The following is a 24491-nucleotide window of genomic DNA, read 5'->3' on the forward strand; positions in this document are numbered from 1 at the left end:
GAGATTACATCACATATTATAAACTTTTAATGCAACCATTAAAGCATAAATAAGAGGCTTTTTCTATTCCGAATATAATTTGGGAAAACCTCAGAAAACTTACAGAAACACTTTTTAAAAGAGGATCTAACAATAGAAAACCTCATGACAACTCAAATCAATGGCTGATTGACGAAAAAGAAAATCTCGCCAATAAACGTGCAAATAAACATTATGAATAATCCTCCTTTGGCTACCGTCTTTATGATATCCTATAATCAACAGGATTATATTATTGAAGCACTTGAAAGTATTATCCACCAAAAGGTAAACTTCAGTTATCACATTATTTTATCTGATGACTGCTCTACGGATAATACCCAAAAAGTCGTCGATCAATTTCTTGAAAACCATCCGAAGAAAGACCTTATAACCTTTATAAAACAGAAAAAAAATCTTGGATGGATGCCCAACTTTATTTTCACCTTAGAAAAATGTGTACAGACTGGGGGAAAATATATTGCTATGTGCGAAGGAGATGACTTTTGGGTTAATGAAAACAAGTTACAAAAGCAGATTGATCTCCTGGAGGAAAACCCTGATGCTGTCTTGGCTTGCCATCAATACAAAGAACTTTACAATGACGGAAACCTAGTAGAATGCCCCTACTTCCGCAAAGATTTTTTTAATGGAAATCATTCTTTTAAGTTTAATCAGAAAGATTTTGAAGAATTTATGAGAATCCAGACCATGACAATCGTTTTCAGAACTTCTTCGTTGGATCTTTCTCTTCAAAAAAAATATCAGTATTATTGTGATACCCATATAAAACATCACATTTTAGATCACGGTCTGGGAATTTACACAAAAGATTTTGATGCGGTTTATAGGATTCACGGAAACAATGTTTTTATGTCTCTGGATCAAAGAAAGAAAACTAAGTTTTCATATGATGTATATAAAGACCTCATCAACAATAATGATTCCGAAGGCTATAAAAATCTCTTAAATTCTGCAATGAGAGATAGGATAACAAATGAACTTAGAAATCATAAAAGGAATATATTTAATTCTTATTATAGAAGTATTATATGGGAACAATTTACAAATACAAAATCTATCCCCCAGTTTTTAAAATATATCGCCAAAGGAATATTCAATTAAAAGACTCATGATTCCCAAAAAAATCCATTACTGTTGGTTTGGAGGAAACCCAAAACCCGAATCTTTTTACATCTGCTTAGACTCTTGGAAGAAGAACCTTCCAGATTATGAAATCATCGAGTGGAACGAATCCAACTTTGATATGAATTGTTGCGAGTATGTTCGCCTGGCTGCAGAAAATAAAAAATGGGCTTTTGTTTCTGATTATGCCCGAGCTTTAGCTCTGTTTGGGCAAGGCGGGATTTATATGGACATAGATGTGGAAGTTAAATTTTCTTTGGATGAGTTTCTAGTTCACCGCGCATTTTCCGGTTTTGAGATCAAAGGTTCTCCCTTCACTGCGCTTTGGGCAACAGAAAAAGATCATCCTTGGCCAAAAAAAGTTTTGGAGTTTTATAATCAGAAATCAGATTTTGATTTGACAACCAATACGGTTTTTGTCTCGGATCTTCTTATTAACCATTACAAAGCCGATCCAAGTAGGGATGAATACCAAGAATTGGAAGACGGAATCGCAATTTATCCTTCTACTTATTTTTGTCTGGATCTTCCAAAGAATTACGCTGCACACCACTTTGTTGGAACCTGGCACGAGCGTGATACACCCAACCCTTTTAAAGATTATGTACACGCCTATTTTCATTTGAAAAATGTTGCGAAAATCAAACAAGGAAAAAAAGAAATTCACAACGCTATCAATAATCTTAAAATCATCACAGCTGACGAAATATTGAATCAGTTTCCATTGAAAATGTTATTAAAACATATTTTAAGAAGGATAAGACCTTAAGAATTATTATTTTTACAAAAACCAAATTGATGAGTCATAAAATCGCTATTGTTTACGGAACCAGACCCGAGTTCTTAAAAGTTTTTCCTGTTATTAATCAATTTCACCTTCAGAATGAAGAGGTTGTTATTGTAAACACAGGTCAACACGATGATCTTCTTTCCAAAATGGAAGAAAGTTTTGATATAAAGCCGGATTTTCGACTCTCTGTACAATCACTCGATTTTACCAATTCTAATTTGGTTGCAAAACTCATCAACAGCTTGTCAAACCTTGTTCACAAAGAAAACATCACCAAGATTGTAGCACAAGGTGACACTTTTACAGTTTTGGCGTCTGCGATGGTTGCGTTTCTTGAAAAGAGAAAGTTTTATCATATCGAAGCTGGCCTTAGAACGGCAGATATCAACATGCCTTTTCCGGAAGAATACAACAGAAGAGTGGTTTCTCTGGGAAGCGATGTTAATTTTGCGCCAACCACTTTATCTCAAAATAATCTTATAAAAGAAGGAATAACTCAAGACAATATCATTCTTACAGGAAACACGATTGTGGATATGATTCAATACATTCTAGATAAAGAAAATATTGAAATAGAATACCTGGACAAAGTTTTCATAACAGCACACAGACGAGAAAATATAGGAAAACCATTACAGGAAATCTCACAATCTATCAAAGAATTAGCTATAGAAAATCCTAATATTATTTTTGAATGGGCATTACACCCCAACCCAAACACAAGAAAAATCATTCTTGATGTTTTTGAAAATGAAAAACCAGAAAATCTAATTTTCACAGAACCACTTCCCTATCTGGAAACTATCCGGAAAATGGCAGCTGCAAAATTAATTATTTCTGATTCTGGAGGAATACAAGAGGAAGCTCCAAGCCTTAGAAAACGTGTCTTAATTTTACGTGAAGAAACAGAAAGACCAGAAGTTATAGATTGCAATTGTGGAATATTAGTAGGTAAAGATTTACAAAAAATAAAATCAGAGTTCTATAAAATTTGGGACGATGAGAAGGAGTTTATATTCCAATCCGATAAAAATCCTTTTGGGGATGGAAAAGCTTCTGAATTAATATTAAAAACCCTTTTACAATGATAATTGGCAGAGGTCTTATTGCATCATTATTTATAGATGATGATAGAGATGACATCATTTTCTTTGCCTCGGGAGTTTCAAATTCTTTGGAAACTCGCGTAGAAGAATTCCTAAGAGAAGAAAGTCTCATCAAAAAAACAATTGCAGAAAATCCGGAAAAAACCTTCGTTTATTTCTCAACTTGTAGCATCTATGATTCTTCTAAAATAGGAAGTGATTATGTTCTTCATAAACTTAAAATGGAGCAACTTATCAAGAATAATCACAATCAATTTTTAATTCTAAGAGTTAGTAATGTTGTTGGAAAAGGCGGAAACCCGAACCTTCTAATGAATTATCTAGTTCGTTCTATCAAAAACAATGAAACCATCAATGTTCATACAAAAGCGACTAGAAATCTTATAGATGCAGCTGATGTCAAGCAAATTACTTTTGATCTAATAGAGAAATATGATTTCAACAAAATTGTGAACCTTGCCTACATGCAAAACTATTCCATTATAGAGATTTTAGAAATTATAGAAGATTTTTATAATATAAAGTTAGATTTGAATTTAATAAAAAATGGCTCCGGCTACGACATTAATATTCCTGATATAGAAGATTATTTCAGAATTAACAATCTTACAAACAAAGAGTCATATCTTTACAAAATATTAGAGAAATACTACTCGTAGAAAACAATAATGGATTTTAAAGAAAAACTCAACAATAAAAATATTTTAGTAACCGGTGGTGCTGGTTTTATCGGCTCCAATCTTTGTGAAGAATTATTAAATCTTGGTGCAAACGTAACTTGTTTAGATAATTTTGCAACAGGTTTCCGAGAAAACCTCGAAGCTTTTAAAGACAATCCAAATTTCAAATTAATAGAAGGCGACATCCGCAACTTAGAAGACTGCAAAATAGCTTGTGAAAATCAGGATTTTGTTTTGCACGAAGCCGCTCTTGGTTCTGTTCCAAGATCGATCAATGACCCAATTACAAGTAACGATGTGAATGTTGGTGGATTCTTAAATATGCTTGTAGCAGCCAGAGATTCCGGTGTCAAAAGATTTGTTTACGCAGCAAGTTCTTCTACTTACGGGGATTCTGAAAGCCTACCCAAAGTTGAGGATAAAATAGGAAAACCGCTTTCTCCTTATGCTATTACTAAGTATGTTAATGAATTATACGCTGATGTTTTCAAAAGAACTTATGATTTTGATACAATTGGACTTAGATATTTCAATGTTTTTGGAAGAAAGCAAAACCCAAACGGAGCTTATGCTGCTGTAATTCCTAAGTTCGTAATGCAGCTGATGAACCACGAATCTCCGGTTATCAACGGTGGCGGAGAATATTCCAGAGATTTCACTTACATCGACAATGTGATTTTGATGAATTTTTTAGCTTTAACATCAGACAATGAAGAATCTGTAAATCAAGTCTATAACACAGCTTTTGGAGAAAGAACTACGCTCAATGATTTAGTAAGATATCTGAAACAATATTTATCAGACTTTGATACAAAAATTGCAGACGTAGAAGTCATCTACGGAGATTACAGAAAAGGTGATGTTCCACACTCTCTCGCAAGTATTGATAAAGCAAAAGAGCTTTTAAATTACGACCCAAAACTTTCTATGAAAGAAGGATTGAAGGAAGCTGTAAACTGGTATTGGGAAAATCTTAAATAAAAAAACTAATGAATCAAAAAATTACAATAATCGGATTAGGCTATGTTGGATTACCTTTAGCAAGATTATTTTCCACTAAATATCCTGTTATCGGATTTGACATTAATGAAAAAAGAATAGCTGATCTTAATGCTGGGAAAGACGATACTTTAGAAGTTGAAGATGAATTACTAAAGTCTGCTTTGGTTTCCAAAAATCCGGCTTTTGGAGAAACAGGATTATTCTGTTCCAACAAATTAGAAGACATTTCCGATTCCAATATTTACATTGTAACGGTTCCAACTCCGGTTGATAAAAATAATCGTCCGGATCTTACGCCACTTTACAAAGCAAGCGAAACCGTTGCAAAAGTTCTTAAAAAAGGCGACATTGTAATTTACGAATCTACTGTTTATCCGGGAGTTACAGAAGAAGAATGCATTCCTGTTTTGGAAAAAAACACCGGTTTGAAATTCAATATTGATTTTTTTGCAGGTTATTCTCCGGAAAGAATCAATCCTGGAGACAAGCTTCACACAGTTGAAAAAATCCTTAAAGTAACGGCTGGTTCTACTCCGGAAATTGGAAAAATTGTAGATGATCTTTACAAATCTGTGATTGAAGCAGGAACACATCTTGCTCCAACAATCAAAGTGGCAGAAGCAGCAAAAGTGATAGAAAATTCTCAGAGAGATATTAATATTGCATTCGTTAACGAGCTAGCAAAGATTTTCAATCTAATGGGAATTGATACTCACGATGTTCTGAAAGCAGCCGGTACAAAATGGAACTTTCTTCCTTTCAAACCAGGCTTGGTTGGCGGACATTGCATTGGTGTAGATCCTTATTATCTGGCTCAGAAAGCTCAGGAATTTGGTTATCATCCGGAAATTATTCTTGCAGGGCGACGAATGAATGATTCTATGGGACAATATGTTGCGAGTGAAACCGTGAAACAAATGCTGAAACAGGATTTGAAAGTGAATGGTTCTGATGTATTAGTTTTAGGATTTACTTTTAAAGAGAATTGTCCTGATGTCAGAAATACAAAAGTTGTAGATGTTGTCAGAAATCTTGAAGATTACGGAATCAATGTAAGTATATACGATCCTTGGGCAAACCCGGAAGAAGTAATGCACGAGTATGGTCTTACAACCTCAACAAAAACACCTTTCAAAAAGTATGATGCGGTAGTTTTAGCTGTTTCTCACAAAGAATTTGAAACTCTGAACATCAAAAATCTTCTTTCCAAAAAAGGAATCATCTATGATGTAAAAGGAATTTTAGCAAAAGAAGGTGGTATTAAAAGACTTTAATTAACGATCAAATCTCCATCGGAAAAATCTATATCCAACAAACAAAGGCAGGCGATAAAATAAGTCCTGCTTTTTTAGTTTTGTTGAATAATCCGAAGAGAAATAATCCTGTAAACTCAGCTTTTTCAGTTTGGAATATGCTTTATAACTGTATTTCCAGAGTTCTTCATTTTGTTGCGCTTTCCAATTCATTTGCAGGGTTACAGCTTTAAAATTAATTAGATATTCCAAAATTAATTTTCCGCGTTCTGCATTTTTTTCTTTGATATAATGTTCATTTATTTTTTGAGCAATTGTAATCCAATTATCAAAATGAACTTTTTTCCGGTTATGAATCACAGAATCCTCATGAAGATAATAGACGTATGTTTTTTGCCTCAAAAAAGCTAAAGTCTCCAAATGCAAGCCCATCTCGAAAGTATGAAGAGAATCTTGGGCGTACAACCCTTTTGTAAAATACAAATTATTGGATTTCAAAAAATCAACAGAAATAAGCTTGTTCCACGAAGAAATAGCAAATCCTCCATTTACGAGTTCTCCAAGAATGTTTAGATTTCCTTTTACAATATCAACTTTTGTATCAATCGGGAAAACATCAACATGTTCATTCGATGGGATTCTCACCCCTTGAACTTCACCCATAGAAATCTCTGCCCTTGTTTCTTCGGAAAGCTTCACAAGACTATCAATAGCATCTGGAGCAATCTCATCATCACTATCTACAAAAAAGATATACTTTCCTTTGGCGTTCACAATACCTTCATTTCTCACCACAGAAAGTCCAGAATTTGTTTTCAAATTAATAATCCTCCAATTTTCCAGTTGGGATTCCTTAATGAATTTTTCTATGACAGCTAAACTATTGTCTGGTGTTTGATCATTTACTAGAATCACTTCTATATTTTTATAGATCTGATCTTTGATAGAGATAAGGCAATTCTCTATAAACTTCTCACATTTAAAAATTGGGACTGAGACTGTTACCAAAGGATTCATAGGAGAAATATTGATTTACTAATTACCAGCAAAATTATTGAAATAAATACGAAAACTTTATATTTGTAATAAATGATTCGAAAAAAAACAAAATGAAATCAGTACTTGGTCAAATCTTTCTCAAATTAAAAAATTTTGTCAATCTGTGTGTGATTTCCAATCAACGGAAGCTATTCTTTACGAATAAAAGTCAAGTTCATAGCAGTTTCAAAATAGGCTCTGATAATTTTTTTGACATTTCTCAATCTGCAAAATTTGATATTGCAGAAAATGTAACAATCAACCAGTCAAACTTCATCACCGTAAAACCAAATGGTAAATTGACTATTGGTAAAAATACTTACATCACAAGGGCAACAATTTCTTGTTTGGGAGAAGTAACCATTGGAGAAAACTGCATTTTGGGAGAAGGGATGAAAATTTTTGATCATAATCATCAATATACCAAAGACCCTTTTTCTGTTTCTAAAACCGACTTCAGTATTGGTAAAGTTAAAATGGGAAACAATGTCTGGACTGGTGCTAATGTTGTTATTCTGAAAGATGTAACCATTGGCAACAATGTTATTTTGGGTGCTGGTTGTGTGATTCATAAAGATGTTCCGGACAACTCTATCATTATCAACAAACAAAACCAAATGATAAAAACGTTATAAAAATGATTAATTCCAATAACTATCATTACCTCCACCGTCTTGCAAAACGAACAGCTCCATTGTTACACAAAAACAATCGTTTTGATGATGTTCTGAATCGTGAAAAAAATACAGAGACCAATCAATTGATTTCTGAAATGATAAAAAGCGGAAAACCTTTCATGATTGGAAGACTTGGCAGTACAGAAACTAGATTTTTAGTTAATCAATTATTGCAAAAATCAATTAATTCTGATTTATCAGGTATTGCAAAAACATTATCTGGAGACATTAATATTATTTGGAAAAAAGACTCTATCTTTTTAGATAATCTTTGCTTGTTATCTGGTTTTTTTCCTAATGATCTTTCTTTGGCAGAAAAGTTTATTAATATTTACAATCAATCTATCAAAAATCTTGATATTCTTGGCGTTTGGAACGAGATGGAATATCAGGTTAAAAATATCCCAGAACAAGTAGAGCTTTGTAAAATAAGAGAACTAGAGCCTTGGTTTTACGAAAACCCTTGGTCTTATGAATTAAAAAGCAAAAAAGTACTCTTGGTACATCCATTTGAAGAATCTATCAAATATCAATTCTTACGAAAAGATTCTCTTTACAAAAACCCAAAGATATTACCTGATTTTGAATTAAAAACCATAAAAGCTGTACAAACAATAGCTGGTCAAAAATCTGAATTCGAAACTTGGTTTGATGCATTAGATTCTATGAAAAATCAGATTACTAAGACCGATTTTGATATTGCGATAATTGGTTGTGGTGCTTATGGGTTCCCTCTAGCCTCTTTCGTAAAAGATTTTGGAAAACAAGCCATTCATCTAGGAGGTGTGACGCAACTTCTTTTTGGAATCAAGGGCAAAAGATGGGAAGAATGGAAACATTATACAGAGCTAAGAAAAGACAATGGAAGTGGTTGGATTTTTACTCAAGATATTCCTAAGGATTTTGAAAAAATAGAAGGTGGTTGCTATTGGTAATTGTTATCAATTGTTCCGTTCTAAAAACATTTAGGGGTAATAATTATAAAATTTTCACTTTAAAATTAGAAACTATGCTTTTATCACTTCCTTATCTTAAAAAAAAGTATCCTAATTTCCCTACAAAAATTCTGCATCTGGGCGCCCATCTAGCAGAAGAAGCAGAAGAATATTCAGCAAACGATATTACTGATGTAATTTGGGTAGAAGGCAATTCGAAGTTAGTTGATGGTCTGAAAACTAAATTACAAAACTATCCTATCAATAGCCAGATATACAATATTATGATTTCTGAAAAAGACAGGGAAGAAATCATTTTTAATATTACGGATTTTGATCAAAGTTCATCCATTTTGGAACCAGCACTGACGCAAAAACTTCATAAAACTAAAATCGTTGAAACACAAAAAATTGTAGGAAGAAGATTGGACAGTTATTTCCTCGAAAATTCTATTGTGTTGAATGATTACAAATTAATGGTAATCGATCTACAAGGTTACTAAATAATTTTGATTTTATAATGGCCGAAATCAACTTAAAAGAACTCTACAAAAACTGCACTTTATTGAGAGATTTAGATGTTTTTTTAGCGAATCATGGGTTTGTAAGAAAAGAAACTTTTGTCAATGAGAATTTTTGGGGAGATGCTTTATATGTTAGAACCAATATTACAGGATTCAATTTCATTTCCAACATTCTCAATAAGTTCAATATTCAGTACTACAACTTTATAAGTTCTAGAAAACATTTCCACAGAGCTTTGAAAAGCCTTGCCTATACAATCTATTACAAAATCAAATCATGAAATTCATTAACTTGAAAGGAAGAATAGAAAATAATCTCTTCCAATATGCACTCTATTTTACATTAAAAAACAAGTGTAAAACACCTGTATTGGTATATGGTTGGGACGAAGGTTTTCAGAAATATTTTGAAAAAGTTTCTTGGGTTGATTCATTTTATTTTCGTAAATTCATCCACAGACTTATTACGTTTTTTCCAAAGAAAACCTATTCTCAGTATGATTTTGAACCGCTTATCGATGTTAAAAAAGGCATCGAGAATAACATTGTTTTAGATGGATATTTTCAGTCTTTATTGTTTTTTGAAAATTATGAAGATGTTATCCGAAAGAACATAAAAATAAAAACTAAATATCTAGCTGAGTTCAATGAAAGATATGGAAATTTATATCAGGAAAACAAAATTTTGGCCATCCATTGCAGATTAGGAGATTATATCAATTGGGGAAATGAAAGTCTTGGCGGAAAAAATCTTGTTTTACCCATTTCTTATTATAAAAATGCCCTAAAAAACATAGAAGACATTAAGTCTCATAAAATAGTTCTTATAACCGACGATAAAGAATTGGCAAAAGAACGATTTGATTTCTTAGAAGGTATTGAAGTTTTTTCTGAAAGTGAAATCATTGATTTCCAACTTATAAAGAATGCCACATCTATTATCATTTCCAACAGCACATTCAGCTGGTGGGCAGCATTTCTTAGTAATACCGCAAGCCAAATTTTAGCACCAGAGTTTTTTGTTGGTTTTAAAATTAAAAAAGATTTTCCTGAAGGTATCTATGATAACACAAATTTTAAGATTGTTTCTTTTGAATATGAAAAATGATTTGACTCTATAAATGTTCTTCCATCCAAATCCCCAAAACCAGCAAACTCCAATGTTTATAATTATAATTGAGTTGTCTCTGAACCGCCTGGAAATCTAATTTTATAAATATTTTTGAGCTAAAGTTTTTAAGTATATTTTTGGTAATATCTTCCATTTCCGGAATTCTTAACCATTGCGAGATAGGCGCACCAAAGCCTTGTTTCTTTTTCGTAAGAATATTTTGAGTCAATTTTTCACCAAATGCTTTTCTTAGTATAATCTTGGTCTGCTTTTCATCTACTTTATATTTTGCAGGAAGCATTGAACAAAATTCCACCAAATCTTTATCCAGAAATGGCGTTCTCAATTCTATAGAATGCATCATTGCAATACGATCATCTTTTACCAGATAATCTCCAGCAATCACATTGGTTAGATCCATTCTCATTGGTGTATTCAGATTATTCTTATCTAAAGGAAAATTGTATTGATGTTCATAATTCGGTCTAGTTTTCATCAATTGGAGTGTTTCTTCCTCTGTAAAATTATTATGAACCTTTCCTTTCTGATAAGAGACAATATCAGGAAACTTAGATCGAAAAATATGATCAAGAAAATACAACCTCAATTTTTCAAGACCTAATTTTTCACTGATTGTAGAACCCACTTTATACAATGGCAAAAGTGAGGCATTTGCGCCTCCTTTTTCAAGAATTTCTTTTTCTTGCTGATACCATTTGTAACCACCAAAAAGTTCGTCTCCAGCATTACCTGTAATTACAACAGTCATATTCTGGGCTGCTTCTTTACAAATAGTATAAGTTGCGAGGATTGCAGTATCCGCAAGCGGCTCATCCAACTTCTTTAAGACTTCTACTAAAGTTTTCGGTATGTCAGCATTTTGGAGTGCGACTTCTTTGTGATCTGTATTATATTTTTGGGCAATTGTTCTGGCATCTGGCATCTCATCCCAATCTCCTTCGTATTGGAAACCAAGAGTAGTCAAATTTTGATGATGTTCTGAGGAAAGAGCAACCAAAGTTCCCGAGTCCAATCCTCCACTAAGGAAAGCGCCTACTTTCACATCTGCAACCAACTGTTTCTCAACAGATTTTTCAACTAATTGTTGAAATTTCTCAATCGCTTCATTTTCAGAAATTTGTAATTCTTCTTGAGGAAAATTCCAATACTGAGAAACTTCAATTTTTCCATCTGTATAGATTAATTGATGAGCAGGAGGTAAAATTTTAATATTTTTATAGATACTTTGCTGACTGTCAACGTACATATATCTCAAAAAATGAAAAACAGCTTCATCATTGAGTTCTTCATCTATAAGACCCGTTGCTAAAATAGATTTGATTTCTGATGCAAAAATGAATTCTCCATTATTTCCAATAGCGTAATAAAATGGCTTCTCTCCAAATCTATCTCTTGCACAAAAAAGCTGTTGTTTATCTTCGTCCCAGATTGCGAAAGAAAACATACCATTGAGTTGCTTTGGAAGTTCTATCCCATTTTTTTGATATAATGACAATATAACTTCTGTATCTGTATTGCTTTGGAAAGGATAATTGGAAAGATCTTTTTTCAAATCACGATAGCCATAGATTTCTCCGTTGAAAACAATGCATTCATTTTTGGTATTAGAATACATCGGTTGATGACCATCTTTGGAAAGATCTACTATTGCCAAACGCCTAAAACCAAGAAAACAGTTTTGAAAATACTCGTGACCTTCATCATCCGGACCTCGGTGGATGATAGAATCTGTCATCTTTTTAAGAGTTTGTTTGTATAAATTTTCTTCTAGAATATTTTTCTTTACAATCCCCGTAATTCCGCACATATAGCAATATTAAGATACAAATCTAAGATTATTTTGTTAATTTTGACAATATCCTTACACGATGAAAAAATTCTCTGTCCTTATCGCACATTACAACAATTTTGAATATTTCAAAGATTGCTATAACAGTCTTATCAAACAAACTTTTCAAGATTTTGAAGTTATAATTGTAGACGATTGCTCTACGGACGATTCTTTTGAAAAAATCACAGAACTCACAAATAAGGATGAAAGATTCAGGCTATTCAGAAATGTCAAGAATAGTGGCGTAGGATTTACCAAAAAAAAATGCATCGATTTGTCTTCTAGGGAAATCTGTGGCTTTGTGGATCCCGATGATGCTTTGGTAGAAAATGCTATAGAAGTGAGTTTAAAAAATCACACTGCAGATAATGTAGTTACCTACTCTAGTTTTATACTTTGTGACAACTATCTAAAACCTCAGCGGATATTTGCACATTCCAGAGCTGTAAAAAATGGAGACAGAAAGTTCTTCAATATATTTTTAGAAGCCAATCATTTTTTTACTTTTAAAAAATCGGCATACAACAAAACTGTTGGCATCAATACAGAATTGACTTCTGCCGTGGATCAAGACCTTTATCTAAAATTATACGAAACTGGAGATTTTACTTTCATAAAAGAACCGTTATATCTTTATAGGCTTCACACCAATGGTGTTTCTCAAGATTCATCAAAAAAATTGAAGCTTAATGAAAACTGGCAAAAGGTACTTTTGGACACTTTGGAGAGAAGAAAAATCAATAAACTTTTTGGTGAAAAAGTTTCCGAAATAAAAAACCTTCCTGAATTTTTAAAAATGAAACAAAATAATTTATTTGCGAAAATTTTGCGAAAATTTTGATGATGGATATTTTAATCAAATCTTTTAACCGACCTTATTACCTTGATAGATGTATTTCATCGATTAAACTGAATGTTTCTGGTAACTTTAAGATCAAAGTCCTGGATGATGGAACACCGAAAAAATATCTTGATAAAATAAGAAAAGACCATCCCGAAGTAGAAATCTACCCTTCTGGAAGCTACGAAAAGAAAATAGAAGCAATTGAGGAAAACCTAAAATCCGGAAAACCGATAAATGGTTTTGAAATCCCTACCAAATTCTGGTACGACAATGTAAAAAAAGCTTCGGAGTATGTGATTGTAACAGAAGATGATGTATGGTTTACACAACCAATTAATGTTGATGATTTACAAGAACAAGCTCGAAAATTCGACATCAATCTTTTAAAATTAGGCTGGTTAGGTAATGAAAGCGAAAGAAAAGATTTAAATCTAAACTCAATTTCCGAAGATTTGGAATCTGCTCAGCCAAAAGATTTGTTGTTACTGAATAAAAAACTGATGACAGCTTTTTTCCATAATCAGTATAAATTTTTCACGATTCTTTACAAATTGAAAATCGTCAACAATCATACTCATTTGAAATACTGGTCGCTCAATTCTATATTAATGGGTTTTTACAAAAAGGATTATTGGCTGAACATTTGGAAAGATATGGATGGTAAAGTGGATGAAAAAAAACAACTTATAAACGCCTCTTTATTTTATCGAAAAAATAAACACAATCCCAATTTCATATCCAGATTGAAAACAGAAGCCATGAAAACTACTTTTCAATCTTCTGCAACCAATTCTTATCACGAGTATGGATTTGATTTTGATGTTAATCGATTCAATTATTTGATTAATGAAGCTTGGATGAAGGGAGAATTTGATGCAATGGAAAACTTTCCCAAAGATTTTTCTCTTGATTATTTTAAAAGTTTTGTTTCGGAAAACATCAACATTCCAGAATTTGAAAAATGGGTTAACAAATTCCGTAATCAATACGAAGAAATGGGTTGTAATACACATTAAAAAAGCGCTCCAATTGGAAACGCTTTCTGATTATTTTATGATAACTCCGGCAAATTTGCCATCGAATTCTATGATATAAGGATGATGATTATTCTGCTCGCAATAGTCTTTGAATGCCGCATTATCTCCCACATCATCACTCATAAAAACACCTCCTTTTTTCAGCTTGTTCCATAATAATTTATAAGCCCACATTCTTCCGTCATAGGTTTTGTCGCTGTCATAATGCACCACATCAAAAGTATTGGTTTTTTCAAAAATCTTAGGAAGCGATTCTTTATCGGCAAACCTGTAAAGCTCCCAGTTATTTTTATATTTTTCCGGGATTACACAGCCCACAAAATCCTCGCTTTGGTTTTGCAAAATGTAGGGCATATCAGAGCTATAAAGCGTTCCGTTTCTATGAACCAAAGATGCCAAAGCAGCAAAAGAAGACCATCCGTAAGCCACGCCGGTTTCTATCGATTTGTGAGCATTCGCATATTCATTAATGTAATAAATAACACTTAAAGATCCTGCTCCTCCCATTTTCACAGGCGCTTTTGCTTGCGCTTGTAAGGCAAATGCAAACTCTTGAGGAAAAAGTTTCTCAAAAGGGATGAAGGTAGTGTTCAAAACTTTTTCTATGAAATCTTTTTCAGAAATCGCAATGCTCTTACACCATTGCTCCGCTTCTTCTTTCCCTCGTAATCCGGATGAACGATTGAATATGTTTTTCCAGATTTTTCGTCTCAATTCTGGATAAAGATCCGGACGTTTTAAGTAGGCAAAAAAGGTCGAAACAATCTCAGCAATTTTATTCATAAATCATGTTTTGAAATTCAAAAATACAAAAGAATTGCACAAACAATCTTATATTTGTTTTTTTAGAATCATTTTTTTTGAAATTAACACAAATGCATCAAAAAATAAAAATACTTTTCCGCCATAGATCTATGGAAATGGGCGGTGTAGAGAAGGTTCTTCTCGATCTTTTGGAAAATCTACCACGAGATATTTTTGATATTACATTTTTCTTAACACTCAATCAGGGCGAACTCAGAAATAATATTCCAAATGATGTAAAGCTCATTACATTCCAAAAAGGGAAAGAAGATATGAGCAAAAACAAATTGCTTAGAACCCTTCAATTAATCAAAAGAAATCTAACTCTTCTTTTTTATCGGAAAAATCCAAAAAGACTATATAAAAAAGTCATCAAAGAAAACTTTGACCTAGAGATTGCACCCACTTACGCAGAGTTTGAAAACATCCTATCTAGTCCTCTTAAATCTAGAAAAATAGCTTGGTTTCATACAGATGTCGGTTATGATCCAGATAGAGAAAGAGTTCATAATAGAATCAATAATCTTAAAAAATTTGATTGGGTTATTTTCGGTTCCAAACAGACGAGAGATGTCATCAAAGATCTTTATCAAACAGAATATCCAAACAGTTCTGTAATCTACAACGCCATCAAGATTGATGAAGTAAGAAAAAGAGCTACCGAGTTTCCCGTGAGTTATGAAACCAGACCCGTTTTCTCTTCTATGGGAAGATTGCACAGTCGCAAGAATTATCACACGCTGATGAAAATCCACAAAAGACTTTTGGATGAAGGTTTTCCACACTCGATTGTATTAATTGGCGGTGGTGGAGAAATGGAAAATCTTAAGAATCAAGCCAAAGAGCTTGATGTGGAGAAGACATTCTTACTTCTTGACTCGCAGATCAATCCTTATCCTTACATCATTAATTCTGATTATTTCGTCTTGCCTTCAGAATCAGAATCTTATCCTCTTACAATTGGCGAAGTAATGGGGCTAAACATCCCTATCATAAGTACCAATGTTGGTGGAATCCCGGAAATGATAGAACATAATATTGATGGATATCTTGTAAACCCTGATGAAAATTCGATTTATGAAGGAATGAAATTATTTTTAACCAATCCTGAAGTTCCTCAAAATATTAAAACCAATACCGAAAAAGCAGTGGATAAATTTGAAAATCAGAAGATCTATAATGCAGTAACAGATATATTTCTCAGCCAATACCAACTTAAATAATGAGCAAACCGACTGTCACTATTCTCACACCTTCTTATAACCGGGCTCATACATTGCCCCGGGTTTTCAAATCTTTGCAACAGCAGACTTTCAAAGACTTTGAATGGCTAGTGATAGATGACGGATCTACAGATAACACCAAGGAGATTGTTGAAGATTTTCAAAAAAAATCAGACTTCACAATCCGCTATTATCACCAGGAAAATCAACACAAGTTTCTTACTTTTTTCCGAGGAATTGATCTGGCAGAAGGTCAATATTTTTCTCCTTTAGATTCAGACGACGCTCTGCCCAAAGACTCTATGGAAATCTTGGTCAAGACTTGGAAAGGTATTCCCGACATTCAAAATATCGTTTTTGTATCCACACTTTGCGAAGACCAATTTGGAAATATCGTAGGTGACCGCTTTCCGAAAGAACCTTTGATCTGTACTATTTTTGATATGCGTTACAGATTCAAAATCAAAGGCGATAAGTGGGGAATGGGAAAAACGGAGATTTATAAAAAAATGAAGTTAAACTTCGGAGATCTTTCTGGGAAAGGCTTTATTCCGGAAGGTGTTTTTCAATTCCAGTTTGATAAATTAGGTTTTCATTATTGCATTAATGAGGTTACAAGAATCTATTTCCGTGACAAAGAAGATGAACACTCTCTGGCCAATCAATTCTATGACAAAAAAAATGCATTCGGTTTAGCAGAAAATTATAAAGCTTTTCTGAATACCTATTACGATAAGTTTTTTCGCCACCCAAAAACACTGATTAGAAATCTCGGAGGATATTTGAAGTTTTGTATTTTAGACAATCGTTCTTTTGGTAAAACAGTCTCGGGATTAGAGTCTAAACTTTTGAAAACTTTGACCTTTCTTTTTTATCCAATTTTTAAATCCCTCAGTTAAAGATGAAAAACAAACTGCTCTTCATTTATTATCAAAACATAAAAGCTGGAGGCGTTGCAAAGGTCCTATCGAACCTTGCCAATGAACTAGTTGATAAAGGTTACGAGGTAGACATTCTCTTTCTAATGACAGAACACGAGGATTTTTACCCTATAGATCATAGAGTCAAAAAGCATTACTTGGATAGTTTTGGACATTGGGCTTTTGGGATTTGTAAATTCAATAAAAAAAGATTAAGATTCATCCCAAAATTACAGAATATTAATGATTACATCTATCAATTAGGAGTTACATTATTGATGAATAAATGGCTGAAAGACAACCATAAAAACTATGACAACATAATATCTTGCTGGTATAAACTGTCTTGCTCTCTAGCGCTTAATAAAAGTGTACGTCACAAAACAATTGCTTGGGAACATATTAGTCATACAACTGGAGGTTTTTTTTGGAGCAGATTGAGGAGTTATTATAAAAATTTAAAAACAGTTATAAGTACCAATATACCCGGAGAAAATTATTTCAAAACAATCAATAAAAACGCAATAACTATTTACAATACTATGGATAATGAGGTGGAAGCACAGAACTTCTTATCTCTAGAAAACAAGAATAACGTTATTTCTGTGGTTGCAAGATTGGATCCCGAGAAAAATATAAGTGAGCTAGTAGAGATTATATCCCAAACCAATCTTCCTGACGGTTGGAAAGTTATCATTATTGGAAGCGGCAGTATGGAAAATCATATCCGGAAAGAATTGATAGAAAAAAATCTCAGCTCCAAAATTGAGCTCTTGGGAAGCAAAAATATGGAAGAAGTTTATGAACTCCTTAGAACTTCAAAAATCAACTGTCTGACATCCAAGGTAGAAGCTTTGCCCACTATTTTGATCCAGGCTATGTTTTTTTCAAATGTCTTGATAGCGTATGACTGCAATTATGGTCCATCCGATATCATTAATGAAAAAAATGGTTATCTAATAAATTTAGGTGATCAACGTTCATTTACAGAAAAATTAGAAACGCTGACTCATAACGAGCAATTTTTAAATAGCCTAATACAATCCTCCTTTATGGAATCTCAGAATTGGAGAAAAGATGCTATTATAGAAAAATGGAAAAATATTCTGTAATTACTCAGGTCTTTAAAAATCTCTTTTTTAATTTGTAGTAATATTTCGGAATGAGATAATAGTAATCACCATAGATCTTGTAAATCTTGTACTTAACATAATAAGCTTTCATTCGCAGATTGTGAAAACTCGCATCTCTAAAACCTTTATAATGATTGTCTTTTAGAAATTCACTGAGTTTTGATGAGCGATAGAGAAAAAATGGACCAACTCCAATATTCTTGGTTAGACTTTTATATTTTTCATAAAAAACATCAATGTAGATAATATTTGATTTATTAAAAACCTTATGTATACTTATCAAAGCTTCATGAACGATATCAGTTTTATTGAGAACTACAAGGTTGATCTTCGTTCTATTGAAAACGATATTGAGAGGCAAAGTTCCATTGATACAAGCTATATTTCTCGTCCTATTCCAAAGGTTAATCTGTTCTCGAAGTGATAATTTTTCTGGTGAAACGGAAACAAATCCATTCTTCTCAAATTGCTTTTCTATCTCTTTCTCTCCAAAATCCTTGATCTTGCTATCACTTACTTTTTTTCTGGACAGATAGATATTTTCATGTTTAGGAAAAGTACAATTTTCATAATCAGAATTTGCAATCACTTTATCAAGCAGTTTGATATATTGACTAGAATAATAATATTCTGTAGCAGCATACTCTGGAATAATAATTTTGGCAAATCCAATTGGCTTCGTAATCTTGACTATTTTTTCTGCAGCAACACCGAGATAATTCATAAATTCTAAAAAAACACCTCCAAACTCATCTCCATCTTGACTGATGTAAATAATTTTTTGACCATTATAGTTTTCTAGAAGAAACCACATTCTTCCAATCAATTCTATGATAAAATGCCCCCAATGGCTGTAAAAATAGCCAAACCATATGACTTCTTCATTTACAAATTCTATGTTCGAATTATCATATTGATAAGCCCTTCCGTATTTTAGGTAACCTTTTCTGGATCCCGATTCTTCAATATATTCCTCCCTGTCATTAAGTACACCGCCAGCTCTTCGGATTGCACCAGAGCCCAGATATAAAAAAGGTAGAATAACCACATTTTGAGATTCTGTAAATTTTATATCAGCATCTGGAATGTTTCTGTAATTAGTCTCTTTTAAAACATTAAGGTATGTGTATTGTTTTGCTTCCAAATCTGATATTTAATTTAAGGTCATTTTTTATAAAATTAGTTAATTATAACGTAAAAAAAAATACTCATTACATTCTTTACATAACATTGTTTTAAGATGCTTATCTTTGCAAAAATTTAGGAAAGAGTATAATGATCAATATTGCAGCAATTGAATATTATTTGCCCCAAAATATATTAACCAACGAAGATATTTCGAAAGAATTCCCAGAATGGAGTGCCGAAAAAATCAAAGCAAAAATAGGTGTAGAGTCTAGACATATTGCAGATGAGTCTGAGACAGCTTTGGATTTGGCATATCAAGCTTGTGAGAAACTTTTCAAAAATTACGATAAAAGCAAAATAGATTTTATTCTTTTCTGCACCCAAAGTCCCGATTATTTCTTACCCACTACAGCTTGTATTTTACAAGACAAATTAGGTCTTGCCAAGAACATTGGCGCATTAGATTTTAACCTGGGCTGTTCTGGATTCGTTTACGGGTTGACATTAGCACAAGGACTTATTGCATCTGGTGTGGCAAAAAACATCTTATTGGTTACCGCCGAAACTTACAGCAAGTTTTTGGATAAAAATGACAAATCCAACAGAACTATTTTTGGAGATGGAGCAGCTGTAACTATTGTTGAAAAAGATGATTCTAAGGAGCATTATCAATTTTCCGTAGGCACAGACGGTAGCGGATTCAATAATCTGATTGTAGAAAAAGGCGCTTCCAGAAACCAAACAGATGAGCAGCCTACCCTTTTTATGAAGGGACCTAAGATTTTCACTTTTGCTGTAGAAAACATCCCGACTTTGATCCAGGATACTCTTAAAAAGAACAAACTCAAATTGGACGAAATCGACTTATTCGTTTTCCACCAAGCGAGTTCTTATATGTTGAATTATCTCAGAAACCTTTGTAATATCCCAGAAGAAAAATTCTTCGTGGATATGAAAAACATTGGTAACACAGTCTCGGCAAGCATTCCTATTGCTCTGAAACTGGCTTTTGAACAAGGCAAAATAAAAGAAGGTTTCAAAGTGATGGTGGCAGGATTTGGCGTTGGCTATTCTTGGGGAGCCGGAATTTTGGAGTTTTAATCAAAATCATTGAAAAAAAAAATACTTATCAGAATTGGTTCTCTTCGTCACGGAGGCGCAGAGAAAGTTCTGGTGACTTTTCTTAAAAATCTCCCGAAAGACAAGTACGAGGTTGACCTTCTGCTCAATCTCTACTCAGGAAAATACTTGGTAGAAGTTCCTGATTGGGTGAATGTGATGTACCTGAACCGTGGCGAAATGATCACAACCAATCGCCCAAAGGATTTACCCAAAAAAGCTTATCGTGTTGTTTACCAGCAACTTTTAAAGAAGTATCCAAAAATCCTTTACCGAAGAAAACTCAAGAAAAAGCAATACGATATTGAGTTTGCTGCCATTCATGGTTTTATGGATGAGGTTCTGAATAGCCCTCTGAAATCCTCTAAAAAACTAATGTGGATCCATAACGATCTCACGCAGGTTAGCGGTTATACTCCAGAAAAAATCAGACGTTTTTTCCATTATGACAAAGTGATGGTGATTTCTGAAAAAATTCAGGAGACTTTCTTATCATTAGCCAAAAATGAAGAAGAGAAGTCCAAAATCGTTAGAATTTACAACCCACTTGACACAGAAGAAATTCTTACTAAAGCTGAAAAGCCTGTTATCAATTATGAATTCGATAATAATGTTCCGTCTTTCATTTCCGTAGGAACCGTCTTTCCACAGAAAGGATTTGACCGCTTGTTGAGAGCTCACAAAAGACTTTTGGATGAAGGTTTTCAACATAAAGTTTTAATCGTTGGCGACGGTTATGATTTTGAAAATGTCAAAAAATTGAAAACAGAACTTGGCGTTGACAAAACAGCAACAATGTTGGGTTTTACAGATAATCCTTATCCTTATTTCAAAGCGGCAGATTTTTACATACTAAGCTCACGCTACGAAGGTTTCCCCACAGTTTTATTTGAAGCCATTACTCTGAAAAAGAATATCATTGCAACAGATGTTTCCGGCGTGAAAGAAATGCTGGAAAATGGCAATCTTGGTTTGATTACAGAAAACTCGGAAGACGGAATCTACAAAGGAATGAAAGAAGCGTTGACCAATTCAGAAAATTTTCAAAACTATCAGGATCGTTTACAGAATTATGAAATGCCATTCAATCTAAAAAACTCTGTCAACAAGATTATGAAAATCATTGATAATTTGTAATAGACAGTTTAATGTAAGAATATCAATCAAAAATATTCCTATTTTTACACTATGGGTTATTCTATCATTCAAAAAGATTTTTACAGAGAAAGTGGAAAATACTTGTCTGGTTTTCAGATTCTGAAAAGGTGTTTTAGTCCTAACCTTCACTACATTTATATCTTTAGAAAAACTCAAAAAAATTATAAAAAACCTATTATTGGCTTGTTTTATAAACTGGTTCTCCGTCATTACCAAATCAAATACGGCTTCCAAATCTATCCCGAAACTCAGATTGGGGAAGGTTTATATTTGGGACATTGGGGACAATTGGTGATTAACCCAAAAACTAAAATCGGAAAAAACTGCAATATCGCTCAAGGTGTAACCATTGCCCAAGCCAATCGTGGAAAAAACGAAGGTGTTCCCGAGATTGGAAACGAGGTATGGATTGGTCCCAATGCTGTCATTGTAGGCAATATTAAAATTGGCAACAATGTTTTAATTGCGCCTAATGCTTATGTGAATACAGATGTACCAGACAATTCTCTGGTTTTGGGAAACCCAGCAGTCATCACTCCAAAAACAAATGCGACAGAAGGCTATATTAATAATAAGGTTTAAATTCTCTATCCTAGAAAAAATTATTAAAAAAAGTTAATTTACAGTCCACCAAAAAAATCATTAGTTATTAAAGTTTATCTTTGCGGATTATTTGCCGGATGAAGAAACTTGTCATTATTCCAACTTACAACGAAAAAGAAAACATCGAAAAAATTATTTCGGCTGTTTTTGACTTGGACCAAGATTTCCATGTGCTAGTCGTTGACGATTCTTCACCCGATGGAACGGCGGAAATTGTTAAAAAACTACGCGAAAAATATCCTCTTCAACTTCATTTGACCGTTAGGAAGGTAAAAGACGGATTGGGCAAAGCCTATATCCATGGTTTTCAATGGGCCATTCATAACGAGTATGATTACATTTTTGAGATGGACGCCGATTTTTCTCACAATCCAAAAGATTTAATCAAACTTTATGAAGCTTGTAAAAATGCGGATATGACAGTTGGTTCCAGATACTCGCAGGGTGTGAATGTGGTGAACTGGCCAATGGGTAGAGTTTTGTTATCTTATTTTGCATCAAAATATGTTCGGTTTGTTCTCGGTCTTCCGATTCACGATACAACTGCGGGATTTGTTTGTTTCAGAAAAGAAACTTTGATTGCAATCGGTCTAGACAAAATCAAACTGAAAGGCTACGGTTTCCAAGTGGAAATGAAATACCGCGTCTTCAAGAAAAACCTTAAAATTGTTGAAGTTCCTATCATTTTCACAGACAGAACCGAAGGCGAAAGCAAAATGAATGGCGGAATCATAAAGGAAGCCATCTTCGGTGTTTTAAATCTAAAATGGAAAAATCTTATCGGTAAACTATAAATATGAAATATTTATTTTACATATCACTGATTTTTTGCACATTGTCTTGCAATGAAGCTATCGAAAAACCCAAAGAGCTCTTATCAGAAGATCAGATGTCCCAGATGATTGCAGACTTTGCGATTAATGATCAGCAATATGTAATCGGAACAAATATCAATTCCGAAAATTCGACAAGATATATTCTAAAAAAATATAAGGTAAAAGGTGAACTCTTCACAAAAAGCTATGAATATTACATGACAAAACCAGATGTCATCAAAAATATTCTGGATGATGCACAGAAAATTATTATCGTAAAAGACCCAAAAGCTGACGGGTTTATCAAGAAAAAATTGAAAGAAAGCGGTAATCTTCCGGCACAAGCAAGATAAATTATACAAACACAAGTTCCATTCGGCAAAACACAATAGTCGAAGGCGAAATTTAAGATATACGAATGAAATTTTTTGAAATCGAAAAAACTTCAGAATCCAAAGCAAGAGCTGGAGTCATCACAACAGACCATGGACAGATTCAAACCCCAATTTTTATGCCGGTTGGAACTGTTGCGTCTGTAAAAACCGTTCATCAAAGAGAACTAAAGGAAGATATAAAAGCCCAGATTATTTTAGGTAACACTTATCACTTGATGCTTCGTCCTACAATGGATATTATGGAGCAAGCTGGTGGACTTCACAAGTTTATGAATTGGGACAGACCAATCCTGACAGATTCTGGTGGTTATCAGGTTTTTTCTTTGGCAAAAAGCAGAAAGATTACAGAAGAGGGTGTGAAATTCAAATCGCATATTGACGGAAGTTTACGTTTTATGTCGCCAGAGGTTTCTATGCAAATCCAAAGACAAATCGGAGCTGATATTTTTATGGCTTTTGATGAATGTATAGCTTACCCTAGCGATTATAATGCTGTAAAAACTTCGATGGAACTCACCCACCGTTGGTTGAAAAGATGTATCGATTGGACTGAAGAAAACAAAGAATTGTACGGTCACAAACAACGATTGTTCCCAATTGTTCAGGGTTCTTGTTTTTCTGATTTGAGAAAAATTTCGGCTGAAGTGATTTCTGAAGCTGGCGCAGAAGGTAACGCTATTGGTGGACTTTCCGTTGGAGAACCAGAAGAAGAGATGTATAGAATCACGAATGAAGTTACGGATATCCTTCCAAAAGATAAACCACGATATCTAATGGGCGTTGGAACACCTTGGAACATCATAGAAAGCATTGGTTTTGGTGTAGATATGATGGATTGCGTAATGCCAACTAGAAATGCAAGAAATGCAATGCTCTTCACTTGGCAAGGTGTGATGAATATGAAAAACGAAAAATGGAAAACCGATTTTTCTCCTTTGGATGAGTTTGGGACCAGTTTTGTGGATCAGGAATATACCAAAGCTTATGTAAGACACCTTTTTGTAGCGAAAGAATATCTTGCAAAACAGATTGCATCAATTCATAATTTGGCATTTTATCTGGACTTGGTAAAAGTAGCGAGAGAGCATATTGTTGCTGGAGATTTTTATCAATGGAAAGAGCAGATTATCCCTCAATTGAAGAAACGTCTGTAATCAATATTTAAGAAAAGTAATCAATC

General features: G+C 33.5%; 26 protein-coding genes. 22 read left to right on the forward strand and 4 right to left on the reverse strand.

Features of this window, described 5'->3' with window-relative positions; genetic code table 11:
- The first annotated feature begins 213 nt into the window (after positions 1-213).
- The 6 genes from RTY06_RS07525 to RTY06_RS07550 are packed head-to-tail and all read left to right on the forward strand — an operon-like array spanning position 214 to position 6016.
- Positions 214-1143, forward strand: a complete 930-nt coding sequence (locus tag RTY06_RS07525) for a glycosyltransferase (protein WP_312823951.1) — start codon at positions 214-216, stop codon at positions 1141-1143.
- A gap of 7 nt (positions 1144-1150) precedes the next feature.
- Positions 1151-1933 carry a glycosyltransferase gene (locus tag RTY06_RS07530; RefSeq protein ID WP_312823952.1) on the forward strand — a complete coding sequence of 261 codons (783 nt, stop codon included), beginning with the start codon at positions 1151-1153 and terminating at the stop codon, positions 1931-1933.
- A 29-nt stretch (positions 1934-1962) separates the two neighbouring features.
- Positions 1963-3042: a non-hydrolyzing UDP-N-acetylglucosamine 2-epimerase gene (gene wecB, locus RTY06_RS07535; RefSeq protein ID WP_312823953.1), complete on the forward strand. Its 1080-nt coding sequence runs from the start codon at positions 1963-1965 to the stop codon at positions 3040-3042.
- The gene (locus RTY06_RS07540) at positions 3039-3719 is read left to right on the forward strand and encodes an NAD-dependent epimerase/dehydratase family protein (protein ID WP_312823954.1); all 681 of its coding nucleotides are present in this window, start codon (positions 3039-3041) and stop codon (positions 3717-3719) included. The genes wecB and RTY06_RS07540 overlap by 4 nt, the downstream gene beginning before the upstream one ends.
- Positions 3720-3728: 9 nt before the next feature.
- Complete coding sequence (locus RTY06_RS07545; protein ID WP_312823955.1) at positions 3729-4721, forward strand: SDR family oxidoreductase; 993 nt, start codon at positions 3729-3731, stop codon at positions 4719-4721.
- Positions 4722-4729: 8 nt separating this feature from the next.
- The gene (locus RTY06_RS07550) at positions 4730-6016 is read left to right on the forward strand and encodes a nucleotide sugar dehydrogenase (RefSeq protein WP_312823957.1); all 1287 of its coding nucleotides are present in this window, start codon (positions 4730-4732) and stop codon (positions 6014-6016) included.
- Here the strand turns inward: RTY06_RS07550 and RTY06_RS07555 are convergent, their stop codons facing one another.
- Positions 6017-7012 carry a glycosyltransferase gene (locus RTY06_RS07555; RefSeq protein ID WP_312823958.1) on the reverse strand — a complete coding sequence of 332 codons (996 nt, stop codon included), beginning with the start codon at positions 7010-7012 and terminating at the stop codon, positions 6017-6019.
- A gap of 92 nt (positions 7013-7104) precedes the next feature.
- On the opposite strand from RTY06_RS07555, the gene RTY06_RS07560 reads away from it, so the two are divergent.
- The 5 genes from RTY06_RS07560 (at position 7105) to RTY06_RS07580 (ending at position 10277) form a co-directional block, all read left to right on the forward strand.
- Positions 7105-7668, forward strand: a complete 564-nt coding sequence (locus tag RTY06_RS07560; protein ID WP_312823959.1) for an acyltransferase — start codon at positions 7105-7107, stop codon at positions 7666-7668.
- 2 nt (positions 7669-7670) lie between these two features.
- Positions 7671-8645 (forward strand): hypothetical protein, encoded by a 975-nt coding sequence (locus RTY06_RS07565; RefSeq protein WP_312823960.1) that lies wholly within the window; start codon positions 7671-7673, stop codon positions 8643-8645.
- A gap of 74 nt (positions 8646-8719) precedes the next feature.
- Positions 8720-9148 (forward strand): hypothetical protein, encoded by a 429-nt coding sequence (locus tag RTY06_RS07570; protein ID WP_312823961.1) that lies wholly within the window; start codon positions 8720-8722, stop codon positions 9146-9148.
- Positions 9149-9165: 17 nt separating this feature from the next.
- Positions 9166-9450 (forward strand): hypothetical protein, encoded by a 285-nt coding sequence (locus RTY06_RS07575; protein ID WP_312823962.1) that lies wholly within the window; start codon positions 9166-9168, stop codon positions 9448-9450.
- Positions 9447-10277: an alpha-1,2-fucosyltransferase gene (locus RTY06_RS07580; protein ID WP_312823963.1), complete on the forward strand. Its 831-nt coding sequence runs from the start codon at positions 9447-9449 to the stop codon at positions 10275-10277. The genes RTY06_RS07575 and RTY06_RS07580 overlap by 4 nt, the downstream gene beginning before the upstream one ends.
- Positions 10278-10284: 7 nt before the next feature.
- On the opposite strand, the gene asnB is transcribed toward RTY06_RS07580, so the two are convergent.
- Positions 10285-12108, reverse strand: a complete 1824-nt coding sequence (gene asnB / locus RTY06_RS07585; protein WP_312823964.1) for an asparagine synthase (glutamine-hydrolyzing) — start codon at positions 12106-12108, stop codon at positions 10285-10287.
- 61 nt (positions 12109-12169) lie between these two features.
- Here asnB and RTY06_RS07590 point away from each other — a divergent pair, with 61 nt between their 5' ends.
- Both RTY06_RS07590 and RTY06_RS07595 read left to right on the forward strand, forming a co-directional pair.
- Positions 12170-12973, forward strand: a complete 804-nt coding sequence (locus RTY06_RS07590; protein WP_312823966.1) for a glycosyltransferase — start codon at positions 12170-12172, stop codon at positions 12971-12973.
- Positions 12973-13992: a glycosyltransferase family 2 protein gene (locus tag RTY06_RS07595; RefSeq protein ID WP_312823967.1), complete on the forward strand. Its 1020-nt coding sequence runs from the start codon at positions 12973-12975 to the stop codon at positions 13990-13992. The genes RTY06_RS07590 and RTY06_RS07595 overlap by 1 nt, the downstream gene beginning before the upstream one ends.
- 30 nt (positions 13993-14022) lie before the next feature.
- Here RTY06_RS07595 and RTY06_RS07600 read toward each other — a convergent pair whose 3' ends face one another.
- On the reverse strand, positions 14023-14796 hold the full coding sequence (locus RTY06_RS07600) for a class I SAM-dependent methyltransferase (protein WP_312823968.1): 774 nt from the start codon (positions 14794-14796) through the stop codon (positions 14023-14025).
- Positions 14797-14888: 92 nt separating this feature from the next.
- Between RTY06_RS07600 and RTY06_RS07605 the strand changes: the two genes are divergently transcribed.
- From RTY06_RS07605 to RTY06_RS07615, 3 genes are read left to right on the forward strand one after another with little or no spacing between them, the layout of a single operon-like run.
- Positions 14889-16040, forward strand: a complete 1152-nt coding sequence (locus tag RTY06_RS07605) for a glycosyltransferase (protein ID WP_312823969.1) — start codon at positions 14889-14891, stop codon at positions 16038-16040.
- Entirely contained in the window at positions 16040-16939 is a 900-nt protein-coding gene (locus RTY06_RS07610) for a glycosyltransferase family 2 protein (protein WP_312823971.1), read from the forward strand. Before RTY06_RS07605 ends, RTY06_RS07610 begins: the two co-directional genes overlap by 1 nt.
- Before the next feature lie 2 nt (positions 16940-16941).
- Complete coding sequence (locus tag RTY06_RS07615) at positions 16942-18072, forward strand: glycosyltransferase (RefSeq protein ID WP_312823973.1); 1131 nt, start codon at positions 16942-16944, stop codon at positions 18070-18072.
- 4 nt (positions 18073-18076) lie between these two features.
- Here RTY06_RS07615 and RTY06_RS07620 read toward each other — a convergent pair whose 3' ends face one another.
- Complete coding sequence (locus RTY06_RS07620) at positions 18077-19237, reverse strand: glycosyltransferase 61 family protein (protein ID WP_312823975.1); 1161 nt, start codon at positions 19235-19237, stop codon at positions 18077-18079.
- A gap of 131 nt (positions 19238-19368) precedes the next feature.
- On the opposite strand from RTY06_RS07620, the gene RTY06_RS07625 reads away from it, so the two are divergent.
- From RTY06_RS07625 to tgt, 6 genes are all read left to right on the forward strand, one after another.
- Positions 19369-20322, forward strand: coding sequence for a ketoacyl-ACP synthase III (locus RTY06_RS07625; RefSeq protein ID WP_312823977.1), 954 nt, complete (start codon positions 19369-19371; stop codon positions 20320-20322).
- A 9-nt stretch (positions 20323-20331) separates the two neighbouring features.
- On the forward strand, positions 20332-21477 hold the full coding sequence (locus tag RTY06_RS07630; RefSeq protein ID WP_312823979.1) for a glycosyltransferase: 1146 nt from the start codon (positions 20332-20334) through the stop codon (positions 21475-21477).
- Positions 21478-21528: 51 nt separating this feature from the next.
- Entirely contained in the window at positions 21529-22080 is a 552-nt protein-coding gene (locus RTY06_RS07635) for a serine acetyltransferase (protein ID WP_312823981.1), read from the forward strand.
- Positions 22081-22178: 98 nt separating this feature from the next.
- The gene (locus RTY06_RS07640) at positions 22179-22895 is read left to right on the forward strand and encodes a polyprenol monophosphomannose synthase (RefSeq protein WP_312823983.1); all 717 of its coding nucleotides are present in this window, start codon (positions 22179-22181) and stop codon (positions 22893-22895) included.
- Between the two features lie 2 nt (positions 22896-22897).
- On the forward strand, positions 22898-23269 hold the full coding sequence (locus tag RTY06_RS07645; protein ID WP_312823985.1) for a DUF4296 domain-containing protein: 372 nt from the start codon (positions 22898-22900) through the stop codon (positions 23267-23269).
- 65 nt (positions 23270-23334) lie between these two features.
- Positions 23335-24465 carry a tRNA guanosine(34) transglycosylase Tgt gene (tgt, locus tag RTY06_RS07650; RefSeq protein ID WP_312823986.1) on the forward strand — a complete coding sequence of 377 codons (1131 nt, stop codon included), beginning with the start codon at positions 23335-23337 and terminating at the stop codon, positions 24463-24465.
- Positions 24466-24491 lie beyond the last annotated feature (26 nt).

The organism is Epilithonimonas sp., from assembly GCF_032055105.1.
Taxonomy (GTDB): domain Bacteria; phylum Bacteroidota; class Bacteroidia; order Flavobacteriales; family Weeksellaceae; genus Epilithonimonas.